Below are 10,706 nucleotides of genomic sequence, written 5' to 3'. Positions count from 1 at the left end.
GACCGTGAAACGAGAACGCGCCGATGATAGTGAGGATACCCTCGCGAAAGTAGGTCATCGTCAGACTAACCCACAAACAAACGCCGCTCGATCACAACGATCCAGCGGCGTTTGGCCGTCTACCCAATCAAGCAAGAAATCTGCAAGGCGCCTGCTCGGCCGTGCAGGCTGTCACGACACGCTCACCTGCATCGGGTATGCTCGAAGTGCGCCCTCCTCACCCGGGCGTACCGTTGCGCAGCGCGACGGCTCGATACAACGATAATGGGGAATGCGAGATGAGTGTTGCACGTGAATTCGGCGAGTTCTACGGCCATGACTTCGACGACTTGCAGATCGGCATGAGTGCGGCCTACGGGCGGACGGTGAGCGAGGCGGATATTCTGATGTTCGCCGGCGTTTCGGGTGATACGAACCCGGTTCATCTGGACGAGGAGTTCGCAGCGTCCACGATGTTCGGCGGACGAATTGCGCACGGCATGCTGTCGGCGGCCTTCATTTCCACCGTGTTCGGAACGAAGCTGCCCGGGCCGGGCTGCATCTATCTGTCCCAGTCGCTCAAGTTCAAGGCGCCGGTCAAGGTCGGTGACACGGTTGTCGCGCGCGTCACCGTGAAAGAGCTCAATGCCGAGAAGCGTCGCGTGCTGTTCGACACTGTGTGCACGGTTGCGGGCAAGGTGGTTCTCGACGGGCAAGCCGAGATCTTCATTCCGGCCCGCGGCTGATTTTACGGCTCGAAAAGAAGAGGGGGTAGGCGCGGATCGCGCTTACCCCCTTTCGTTGTTCACGAGGCCCGAGGTCAGCTGCGCACGCGCTTGTCGCGTTCGATCAGGGCGTACGCCGAATGGTTGTGGATCGATTCGAAGTTCTCGGATTCGACGATATAGGCATCGATCCGGGGCTCGGCGTTGAGCAAGCCTGCGACGTCGCGGACCATGTCCTCGACGAACTTCGGGTTGTCGTAGGCGCGCTCGGTGACGAACTTCTCGTCCGGACGCTTGAGCAGCCCATAGAGTTCGCAGGACGCCTGGCTCTCGACGAGTTGCACCAGTTCCTCGATCCACAGGTGCGCGTTCGTGGTGGCGGTAACGGTCACATGTGAGCGCTGGTTGTGGGCGCCGTAGTCGGAAATCTTCTTCGAGCACGGGCAGAGACTGGTGACCGGCACGACCACGCGCATATCGAATTCGTACTGGCCGCCTTCGCGGATCTCGCCGGTAAACGTGACCTCGTAATCCATCAGGCTCTGCACGCCGGAGATCGGTGCCGACTTGTTGATGAAGTACGGGAAGGTCATCTCGATGTGGCCGGTCTCGGCTTCGAGGCGCTTGACCATCTCGCGCAACATCGGCTCGAACGATTCGACCGAGATCTCCCGCTCGTTGCCGTTGAGGATCTCGATGAAGCGCGACATGTGGGTCCCCTTGAAGTTATGGGGGAGACCGACATACATGTTGAACATGGCAACGGTGTGCTGAACGCCGCCATTCTTGTCGCTGACACGCACCGGATGGCGGATGGACTTGATCCCGACCTTGTTGATCGCGATCTGGCGGCTGTCGGCGCTATTCTGGACGTCGGGAATGGCATGCGCCTCAACGGGTTTCATAAGCTGTTCTCTGCAAGATACGGGCGGGTGTCGGAGACGCGTGAATCCTAGCATTCCCGACAAAAACGCTCAACTATTGAGCGAATAGGTCTGCTTAATGGCGGCGAGGACTCCCTCGGCGTCGAGGCCGACGGAGTGCAGCAGCTGGGCCTGATCGCCGTGGTCGATGAAGCGGTCGGGCAGGCCGAGGCGCAGCAGGCGGGGGCGCTGTGCGAGCGCATCGAGCAAGCGCGACACCTCGCTGCCGACTCCGCCGATCACCGCGTTTTCCTCAAGGGTGACCAGCAGTTCATGCGAGGCGGCGAGCTCGGCCACCAGGGCCTCATCAAGCGGTTTGACGAAGCGCATGTTCGCCACCGTTGCGTCGATCTCTTCTGCAACCTGCTCGGCGGTCGGCACCATGCTGCCGAATGCGAGCAGCGCGACCCGGCGACCGGTCCGCCGGATTTCGCCCTTGCCGATGGGCAGCGCGCGCATCGCCTGGTTCGGGGTAACACCGGGCCCGCTGCCGCGCGGATAGCGGACTGCGGACGGCCCGTCATGGCATGTTGCGGTGTACAGCATCTGGCGACACTCGTCCTCGTCCGCCGGCGCCATGATCACCATGTTGGGAATGCAGGTGAGATAGGACAGGTCGAAAGCGCCGTGATGCGTGGCGCCGTCCGCACCGACAAGGCCGCCGCGATCGACCGCCAGCACCACTGGCAGGTTTTGCAGGGCGATGTCGTGCACCAGCTGGTCGTAGCCGCGCTGCAGGAAGGTGGAGTAGATGGCGACCACGGGCTTGAGGCCCTCGCAGGCGAGGCCGGCGGCGAAGGTCAGCGCGTGCTGTTCGGCGATACCCACGTCGTAGTAGCGCTCGGGGAACTCCTGGGCGAAGCGGACCAGGCCGGACCCTTCGCGCATCGCCGGGGTGATGCCGACGATGCGGGGGTCGGTGGCCGCCATGTCGCACAGCCAGTCACCGAACACCTGGGTGTAGGTGAGCTTGCCGCTCGACTTGCCGCTCTGGATGCCCGCCGTGTGGTCGAACTTGGACACGCCGTGGTAGAGGATGGGGTCCGCCTCGGCGAGCTTGTAGCCTTGTCCCTTGCGCGTGATGACGTGGAGGAACTGCGGCCCCTTCAGGCGACGCAGGTTCTGCAGCGTGGGAATCAGGGCGTCGAGATCGTGGCCGTCGATCGGCCCGTAGTAGTGGAAGCCGAACTCCTCGAACAGGGTGCCGGGCGTGATCAGCCCCTTGACGTGTTCCTCGACACGGCGCGCGAAGTCGAGCATCGGCGGCGCCACACCGAGCACCTTCTCGCCGGCGCGGCGGGCGGCGTTGAAGGTGGAGCCGGACATCAGCCGCGCAAGGATCTTGGTCAGGGAACCGACCGGCGGCGAGATGGACATCTCGTTGTCGTTGAGGATCACCAGCAGGTTCACGTCGCTGATGTCGCCGGCGTTGTTGAGTGCTTCGAAGGCCATGCCGGCGCTCATCGCTCCATCGCCGATTACCGCGATCGCGCGATGATCCTCGCCCCGGTCGCGTGCCGCCACCGCCATGCCGAGCGCGGCGGAGATCGAGGTCGATGAGTGGGCGGTGCCGAAGGTGTCGTACTCGCTCTCGCAGCGCCGTGGGAAGCCGGAAATGCCGCCCCAGTGCCGCAGGCCTGCCATGGCTTCGCGGCGGCCGGTGAGTATCTTGTGGCCGTAGGTCTGGTGGCCGACGTCCCATACGATGCGGTCCTCGGGCGTCTGGAACACCTGGTGCAGGGCGATGGTGAGTTCGACGGTGCCCAGGTTGGACGACAGATGCCCGCCGGTCCTGGATACGGACTCGATGAGAAATGCGCGCAGCTCGTCGGCCAGGGTGCGCAGCTCGCGGCGGTCCAGGGCGCGAAGGTCGGCTGGGCTGCCGATGCGTTCCAGTAGCGGGTAGGGAGACATGTTGGGGACGGAAAGGGGGTTGGTCAGAACGATCGTCTGACGATGAATTCGGCCAGCGCCTGCAGGTGCACGCCGCGTTCACCCAGCGGTGCGAGGGTGGACAGGGCGTCGGCGAGAAGTTCCTCGGCGTAGGCCTTGGCATCGTTCAGTCCGAGCAGGCTTACGTAGGTGGGCTTGCCGTGCTCGGCATCCTTGCCGGCCGTCTTGCCCAGGGTGGCGGTGTCGGCTTCCGCGTCGAGGATGTCGTCCACGACCTGGAACAGCAGGCCGATCTGTTTGCTGTAGTGGTCCAGCCGTTGGTGATCGGCATCGGCGAGCGGCCGGCCGGCGCGCGCACCGAGCAGTACCGATGCGCGGATCAGTGCGCCGGTCTTGCGGATGTGCATGAACTCGAGTTCGGCACGGTTCAGCTGGTGGCCGACCGCGGCGAGGTCGATGGCCTGACCGCCCGCCATGCCATGCGATCCGGAGGCCGCTGCGAGGAGCGCGACCATGCCGAGTTGCGCAGCGGGGGATTCGGCAAGCTGACCCTCGGCCAGCAACTCGAATGCGCGCGTCTGCAGGGCGTCGCCGACCAGCAGCGCGGTGGCTTCGTCGTACTCGACGTGGACGGTGGGCTTGCCGCGGCGCAGGACGTCGTCGTCCATGCAGGGCATGTCGTCGTGCACCAGGGAGTAGACATGGATCAGCTCCACCGCACAGGCGATGCGATCCAGCCGGTCGGGCGCGGCGTCGACCAGATGTCCGGCGGCGTGCACCAGCAGGGGGCGAACCCGCTTGCCGCCGCCCAGCGCGGCATAGCGCATGGCCTCGTGCAGGCGTGTGGGCGCCTGGGAGGAGGGCGGGAGAAAAACGCCCAGCGCCGTTTCGGTGCGTTGCTGCACCGCGGCCATCCAGCGCGGAAAATCGGAATCGGTGCTCATGTGCTGCTGTCGTCCGCCGGCGCCATCGGCTGCAGGGTGTCCGCCTCCAGGATGCGGATGCGGTCCTCGGCGCGGGCGAGGGTCTTCTGGCAGAACTTCAGCAAGCCGACACCTCTCTGATAACGCTCGAGGGCTTGTTCCAGAGGGAGTTCGCCGCTCTCCATGTCGCGCACGATGGCTTCAAGTTCGGAGACGGCGGATTCGAAATTTTCGGGGGCAGGCGCCGCTCGGGCCATGGATCAATACCGTCCTGCGTAAAGGGGGAAAAATAACCGATCGCACTATTGGCGGTCAAACAGCCTCTGGCTTAAACTAGCCCGTTTATTTTTCCGGATTTCTGGCTCACAAGAGGAGGTTCGGGGATGTCCGACATCGCTTCCAAGGCTCGACTCGCCCCGGCTGTTTCGCAACTGCCGGTTTCCTGGTACTTCGACGAGAAGATCTTCGACCTGGAGAAGAAGCTGCTCTTCGATGCCGGCCCGGGGTACGTCGGCCACGAGCTGATGGTACCGGAAGTCGGCAGCTACCGTTCGCTCGAGTGGCTGGATCATTCCAAGCTGCTGTTCCGCACCGGCGCTGGCGTGCATCAGTTGTCCAACATCTGCCGCCACCGCCAGGCCATCATGCTGCAGGGAGCCGGCAAGACCGACAACATCGTCTGCCCGATCCACCGCTGGACCTACGACCAGCAGGGCTCCTTGCTGGGTGCGCCGCATTTTCCGGAGAACCCCTGCCTGAATCTCAAGCGCGATGCGCTGGAGAACTGGAATGGGCTGCTGTTCAAGGGGCCGCGCTCGGCCAACGCCGACCTCGCCGGCATGCAGGTGGCGGGCGAGTTCGATTTTTCCGGCTACAAGCTCGATCACGTCGAGATCCACGAGTGCAACTACAACTGGAAGACCTTCATCGAGGTCTATCTGGAGGACTACCACGTCGTGCCCTACCACCCGGGGCTGGGCAACTTCGTCACCTGTGACGATCTCACCTGGCAGTTCGGCGAGTGGTACTCGGTGCAGCGCGTGGGCATTACCTCGCTGCTCAAGTCGGGCTCCCCGGCGTACGAGAAGTGGCAGAAGGCGGTGCTCGACTACTACGGCGAGAACAAGCCGGCGCAGGGCGCGGTGTGGCTGACCTACTACCCCAACATCATGGTGGAGTGGTATCCGCACGTGCTGGTGGTGAGTACGCTGATCCCGACCGACATCAACAAGACGACCAACGTGGTGGAGTTCTACTACCCGGAGGAGATCGTCGAGTTCGAGCGCGAGTTCGTCGAGGCCGAGCAGGCCGCCTACATGGAAACCGCCATCGAGGACGACGACATCGGCGAGCGCATGGACCGCGGGCGCCTGGCGCTGCTGAAGGAAGGGCGCAACGAGGTGGGGCCCTACCAGTCGCCGTTCGAGGACGGCATGCAGCACTTCCACGAGTTCTACCGCGGGATCATCGAGCCGCATCTCTGATGCGGTTCCGACCCAAGCGAAAAGGCCGGGCACTGCCCGGCCTTTCTTCTTGCGGCAACTGCGCCGGTTACGCTCCCTGCTGCAGTTCCTTCGGCAGCGGAAAGGTGACCTTTTCGGGTACGCCATCGAGCTGACGCACGGATCCGGCCCCGAGTTGCTTCAGCCGCTCGATGACTGCCGCGACCAGCACCTCCGGTGCGGAGGCGCCCGCGGTCACGCCGATGCGGCGTTTGCCGGCCAGCCAGGCGGGGTCAATGCCGCCGGCGTTGTCGACCAGATAGGCCGGCACGCCACGCAGCTCGGCGACCTCGCGCAGGCGGTTGGAGTTGGAGCTGTTCCTGGAGCCGACCACGAAGACCACGTCGGCCTGCGGCACCATGATTTTCACCGCGTCCTGGCGGTTCTGCGTGGCGTAGCAGATGTCGTCCTTCTTCGGCCCGACGATGGCCGGGAAGCGTTCGCGCAGGGCGGTGACGATGGCCGCGGCGTCGTCCATCGACAATGTGGTCTGGGTGACGTAGGCGAGCTGCTCGGGGTTGGCGACCTGCAGGCCGGCGACGTCGGCGGCCGACTCCACCAGGTGGATGCCGTCGCCCACCTGGCCCATCGTGCCTTCGACCTCAGGGTGGCCCTTGTGGCCGATCATGACGATCTCGCGGCCGGCCTCGCGCATGCGCGCTACCTCGATGTGCACCTTGGTGACCAGCGGGCAGGTGGCGTCGAACACGCGCAGGCCGCGGCGCTCGGCCTCGGCGCGCACCGCCAGCGAGACGCCGTGGGCGCTGAAGATCACCGTGTTGCCGGCCGGCACTTCGTCCAGTTCCTCGACGAACACCGCGCCCTTGGCGCGCAGGTCGTCCACCACGAACTTGTTGTGCACCACTTCGTGGCGCACGTAGATCGGCGCGCCGAAGCGCGCCAGCGCGCGCTCGACGATCTCGATGGCGCGCTCCACGCCGGCGCAGAAGCCGCGCGGGTTGGCGAGCAGCACTTCCTTGTCGTTCATTGCCTCTTGCTCTCTCTGGGGTCCGCCGCTTACAGGATGCCGATCACTTCCACCTCGAAGCGGATGGGTTTGCCGGCCAGCGGATGGTTGAAGTCGATCAGTGCGGATTGCGCGTCGATCTCGCGCACCAGGCCGGGGTAGCGCGAGCCGTCCGGGGCGGTGAACTCCATGATGCTCATCGGCTCGATCTCCTCGTCCGGCATGTGCTCGCGGCGCACACGCTCGACCAGCTCGTCGCGGTAGGGGCCGAAGGCCTGCTCGGCGGCGAGTTCAAACACCTTGCGCTCGCCCACCTGCAGGCCGGCGATCAGTGCTTCCAGCGAGGGCAGCAACTCGCCCGCGCCCAGCTGCAGCGTGGCCGGGGTGCCGTCGAAGGTGTTGATCAGCGGCTGACCGTTGTCCAGCGCGATGCGGTAGTGCAGGGTGACGAGGTTGTTGGCTTGGACGGTCTGGGTCACGCGTGGTTCTCCTTGGCGGGGTCGTTGGAGTGCGGTCGGAAGCTGGACCACAGCATCAGGGCCACACCGACGGTGATCGCCGAATCGGCGAGGTTGAAGGCCGGCCAGCTGAAGCGGCCGACGTAGAAGTGCAGGAAATCCACCACCGCGCCGTGCATCAGGCGGTCGACCACATTGCCCACCGCACCGCCGATGATCAACACGAAGGCCGCCGGCAGCAGGCGCTCGTGCTGGTGGCGGCGCAGCAGCACGGTGAGCCAGGTGCAGATCACCGCGGCCAGGCCGGTGAAGAACCAGCGTTGCCAGCCGGGCTGGTTGGCGAGGAAGCTGAAGGCCGCGCCCGGGTTATAGACCAGCACGATGTCGAAGAAGGGCGTGACCGGCACCGCCTCGCCGTAGCGCAGGCTGGCCAGCACCAGCTGCTTGGTGAGCTGGTCGGCCAGCGCCACCGCTGCGGCCAGCGCCAGCCAGCCCGCCATGCGGGCCGACAGCAGGCCTTGCTCAGGCATGGCGGCGCTGCTCGCCCGCGCCGTACAGGTTGCCGGCGCAGCGCCCGCACAGCGTGGGATGTTCGGCGTCGGCGCCGACGTCCGCGACGTAGTGCCAGCAGCGCTCGCACTTGGCGTGGGTGCTGGGTGTGGCGACGATCTGCGGGCTGTCCTCCTCGGCGGCCTGCGCCAGGCTGACGCGCGAGGTCATCATGACGAACTTGAGGTCGTCGCCGAGCGAGGCCAGTGCGTTGTAGGCATCCTCGTGCACCCGCAGGTCGAGTTCCGCCTGCAGCGAGGCGCCCACCTTGCCGTCGCTACGCAGCGCCTCGATGACCTTGAGCGCCTCGGCGCGCACGCTGCGGATGATCTCCCAGCGCGCCAGCAGGCCGGCCTCGCCGCCTTGTTCGGGCAGGGCGTGGAAGGTGTGCAGCATCACGCTGTCTTCCTCGTCGCCGCCGTTCATCACCGCCCAGGCTTCCTCTGCGGTGAAGGAAAGCACCGGCGCCATCAGCCGCACCAGGGTCTGGGTGATGTGCCAGAGCGCGGTCTGCGCCGAGCGGCGCGCAGCCGAGCCGGGCTGGGTGGTGTACAGGCGGTCCTTGAGGATGTCGAGGTAGAAGGCGCCGAGATCCTCGGAGCAGAACACCTGCAGGGCCTGCACCACGCGGTGGAACTCGAACTTCTCGTAGTCGGCCTCGCACTGGTCGGCCAGCTTGCGGGTGAAGGCCAGCGCGTAGCGGTCGATGTCCAGCCACTGCTCGAGCGGCAGCGCATCCTTGCCGATGTCGAAGTCGGCGGTGTTGGCGAGCAGGAAGCGCAGGGTGTTGCGGATGCGGCGGTACACCTCGACCACGCGGTCGAGGATCTCCTTGCTGATCGACAGCTCGCCCGAGTAGTCGGTAGAGGCAACCCACAGGCGCAGGATCTCGGCGCCCAGTTTGCCGGTGACTTCCTGCGGCACCACGACGTTGCCGAGCGACTTGCTCATCTTGCGCCCGGCACCGTCCACCGCGAAACCGTGGGTCAGCAGACCCTTGTAAGGCGCGTGGCCGTCGATCGCGCAGCCGGTGAGCAGCGAGGAGTGGAACCAGCCGCGATGCTGGTCCGAGCCTTCCAGGTAGAGGTCGGCGCGCGGGCCTTCCGCATGGCCGTCCGGGTGCGAGCCGCGCAGCACGTGCCAGTGGGTGGTGCCGGAGTCGAACCACACGTCCAGGGTGTCGGAGATCTTGTCGTAGTGGGCGGCCTCGTCGCCGAGCAGCTCGGCGGCGTCGAGCTTGAACCAGGCTTCGATGCCTTCCTGCTCGACCCGTTTGGCGACCTCTTCCATCAGTTCGACGGTGCGCGGGTGCAGTTCGCCGCTCTCCTTGTGCAGGAAGAAGGGGATGGGCACGCCCCAGTTGCGCTGGCGCGAGATGCACCAGTCGGGGCGGTTGGCGATCATCGCGTGCAGGCGGGCCTGGCCCCAGGCAGGGTAGAAGCGGGTGGCCTCCACGCCGCGCAGCGCGCGCTCGCGCAGCGTGGAACCGTCGGTGACCTGCTTGTCCATGCCCACGAACCACTGCGCCGTGGCGCGGTAGATCAGCGGCGTCTTGTGGCGCCAGCAGTGCATGTAGCTGTGCGTGATCTTCGCGTCGGCGAGCAGGCAGCCGACCTCGCGCAGCTTGGCGAGGATCTCCGGGCCGGCCTTCCAGATGTTCATGCCGCCGAAGAAGGGCAGGTCGGCGGCGAAGTGGCCGTCGCCGGTGACCGGGGTGAGGATCTCGTCCATGGCCATGCCGTTGGCGCGGCAGGACTGGAAGTCCTCCAGGCCGTAGGCCGGCGCGCTGTGCACGATGCCGGTGCCGGCGTCCAGGGTGACGTAGTCGCCCAGATAGACCGGCGACTGGCGGTCGTAGAACGGATGGTGGAAACGTACCTGGTCCAGCGCCGCGCCCTTGACCGAGGCGACGATGCGCCCGGTCAGGCCGTAGCGCTCCAGGCAGGCGCCGACCAGGTCGTGGGCGAGCAGCAGGTAGCGCTCGCCGGTATCGACCAGCGCGTAGTCGATGTCCGGATGCAGGTTGAGCGCCTGGTTGGAGGGGATGGTCCACGGGGTGGTGGTCCAGATCACCGCCAGCACCGGGCGGGTCAGGGTGCCGACGCCGAAGATGTCGGCCAGGCGTTCGGGTTCGTCACAGGGGAAGCCCACGTCGATCGCCGGCGACTGCTTGTCGGCGTACTCGACCTCGGCTTCGGCCAGCGCCGAGCCGCAGTCGAAGCACCAGTTGACCGGCTTCAGGCCCTTGAACACGTAACCGGCCCTGACCATCTCGGCGAGCGCGCGGATCTCACCGGCCTCGTTGGCGAAGGCCATGGTCTTGTAGGGATTGTCCCAGTCGCCCAGCACGCCCAGGCGGATGAAGTCGGTCTTCTGGCCCTCGATCTGCTCGGCGGCGTAGGCGCGGCACAGCTCGCGCACCTTGTCGGCCGGCAGGTTCTTGCCGTGGGTGACTTCCACCTTGTGCTCGATCGGCAGACCGTGGCAGTCCCAGCCCGGCACGTAGGGCGCGTCGAAGCCGGCCATGGTGCGCGAGCGCACGATGATGTCCTTGAGGATCTTGTTCAGCGCGTGGCCGATGTGGATGTTGCCGTTGGCGTAGGGCGGGCCGTCGTGCAGGATGAACTTGGGACGGCCGGCGGAAGCCTGGCGGATCTTCTGGTAGAGCTTCTTCTGCTGCCACTGGGCGATCCAGCCCGGCTCCCGCTTGGCGAGATCGCCGCGCATCGGGAAGGGGGTGTCGGGCAGGTTCAGGGTCTTGCGGTAGTCAGCCATGGCGGTCTTCTT

Annotated in this window: 10 protein-coding genes; 2 read left to right on the top strand and 8 right to left on the bottom strand. The window is 65.9% G+C overall.

Annotation, left to right across the window (positions count from 1 at the left end; genetic code table 11):
* Positions 1-278 precede the first annotated feature (278 nt).
* Positions 279-725 (top strand): MaoC family dehydratase, encoded by a 447-nt coding sequence (locus IAI53_RS18390; RefSeq protein ID WP_187719679.1) that lies wholly within the window; start codon positions 279-281, stop codon positions 723-725.
* Positions 726-799: 74 nt separating this feature from the next.
* On the opposite strand, the gene folE2 is transcribed toward IAI53_RS18390, so the two are convergent.
* The 4 genes from folE2 to IAI53_RS18370 all read right to left on the bottom strand — a co-directional run bounded on the left by folE2 (position 800) and on the right by IAI53_RS18370 (position 4,700).
* Positions 800-1,609, bottom strand: a complete 810-nt coding sequence (gene folE2 / locus IAI53_RS18385; RefSeq protein ID WP_187719678.1) for a GTP cyclohydrolase FolE2 — start codon at positions 1,607-1,609, stop codon at positions 800-802.
* Between the two features lie 69 nt (positions 1,610-1,678).
* Positions 1,679-3,541 carry a 1-deoxy-D-xylulose-5-phosphate synthase gene (gene dxs, locus IAI53_RS18380; RefSeq protein ID WP_187719677.1) on the bottom strand — a complete coding sequence of 621 codons (1,863 nt, stop codon included), beginning with the start codon at positions 3,539-3,541 and terminating at the stop codon, positions 1,679-1,681.
* A gap of 23 nt (positions 3,542-3,564) precedes the next feature.
* Complete coding sequence (locus tag IAI53_RS18375; protein WP_187719676.1) at positions 3,565-4,464, bottom strand: polyprenyl synthetase family protein; 900 nt, start codon at positions 4,462-4,464, stop codon at positions 3,565-3,567.
* Positions 4,461-4,700 carry an exodeoxyribonuclease VII small subunit gene (locus tag IAI53_RS18370; RefSeq protein WP_187719675.1) on the bottom strand — a complete coding sequence of 80 codons (240 nt, stop codon included), beginning with the start codon at positions 4,698-4,700 and terminating at the stop codon, positions 4,461-4,463. The genes IAI53_RS18375 and IAI53_RS18370 overlap by 4 nt, the downstream gene beginning before the upstream one ends.
* 126 nt (positions 4,701-4,826) lie before the next feature.
* Between IAI53_RS18370 and IAI53_RS18365 the strand changes: the two genes are divergently transcribed.
* On the top strand, positions 4,827-5,927 hold the full coding sequence (locus IAI53_RS18365) for an aromatic ring-hydroxylating oxygenase subunit alpha (RefSeq protein ID WP_187719674.1): 1,101 nt from the start codon (positions 4,827-4,829) through the stop codon (positions 5,925-5,927).
* 67 nt (positions 5,928-5,994) lie between these two features.
* Here the strand turns inward: IAI53_RS18365 and ispH are convergent, their stop codons facing one another.
* From ispH to ileS, 4 genes are read right to left on the bottom strand one after another with little or no spacing between them, the layout of a single operon-like run.
* Complete coding sequence (gene ispH / locus IAI53_RS18360) at positions 5,995-6,933, bottom strand: 4-hydroxy-3-methylbut-2-enyl diphosphate reductase (RefSeq protein ID WP_187719673.1); 939 nt, start codon at positions 6,931-6,933, stop codon at positions 5,995-5,997.
* Between the two features lie 29 nt (positions 6,934-6,962).
* Positions 6,963-7,391 (bottom strand): FKBP-type peptidyl-prolyl cis-trans isomerase, encoded by a 429-nt coding sequence (locus IAI53_RS18355; protein WP_187719672.1) that lies wholly within the window; start codon positions 7,389-7,391, stop codon positions 6,963-6,965.
* Complete coding sequence (gene lspA, locus IAI53_RS18350; RefSeq protein WP_225433404.1) at positions 7,388-7,900, bottom strand: signal peptidase II; 513 nt, start codon at positions 7,898-7,900, stop codon at positions 7,388-7,390. Before lspA ends, IAI53_RS18355 begins: the two co-directional genes overlap by 4 nt.
* The gene (ileS, locus tag IAI53_RS18345) at positions 7,893-10,694 is read right to left on the bottom strand and encodes an isoleucine--tRNA ligase (protein WP_187719671.1); all 2,802 of its coding nucleotides are present in this window, start codon (positions 10,692-10,694) and stop codon (positions 7,893-7,895) included. Before ileS ends, lspA begins: the two co-directional genes overlap by 8 nt.
* Positions 10,695-10,706: the final 12 nt, after the last annotated feature.

This window comes from Thauera sedimentorum, assembly GCF_014489115.1.
GTDB lineage: Bacteria > Pseudomonadota > Gammaproteobacteria > Burkholderiales > Rhodocyclaceae > Pseudothauera > Pseudothauera sedimentorum.
This window is presented reverse-complemented; position numbering and strand designations above follow the sequence as displayed.

Bases quoted from the DNA above. Each gene is read 5' to 3' on its own strand.
- IAI53_RS18390 (WP_187719679.1), top strand. From the start codon at position 279: ATGAGTGTTGCACGTGAATTCGGCGAGTTCTACGGCCATGACTTCGAC.
- folE2 (WP_187719678.1), bottom strand. From the start codon at position 1,609: ATGAAACCCGTTGAGGCGCATGCCATTCCCGACGTCCAGAATAGCGCC.
- dxs (WP_187719677.1), bottom strand. From the start codon at position 3,541: ATGTCTCCCTACCCGCTACTGGAACGCATCGGCAGCCCAGCCGACCTT.
- IAI53_RS18375 (WP_187719676.1), bottom strand. From the start codon at position 4,464: ATGAGCACCGATTCCGATTTTCCGCGCTGGATGGCCGCGGTGCAGCAA.
- IAI53_RS18370 (WP_187719675.1), bottom strand. From the start codon at position 4,700: ATGGCCCGAGCGGCGCCTGCCCCCGAAAATTTCGAATCCGCCGTCTCC.
- IAI53_RS18365 (WP_187719674.1), top strand. From the start codon at position 4,827: ATGTCCGACATCGCTTCCAAGGCTCGACTCGCCCCGGCTGTTTCGCAA.
- ispH (WP_187719673.1), bottom strand. From the start codon at position 6,933: ATGAACGACAAGGAAGTGCTGCTCGCCAACCCGCGCGGCTTCTGCGCC.
- lspA (WP_225433404.1), bottom strand. From the start codon at position 7,900: ATGCCTGAGCAAGGCCTGCTGTCGGCCCGCATGGCGGGCTGGCTGGCG.
- ileS (WP_187719671.1), bottom strand. From the start codon at position 10,694: ATGGCTGACTACCGCAAGACCCTGAACCTGCCCGACACCCCCTTCCCG.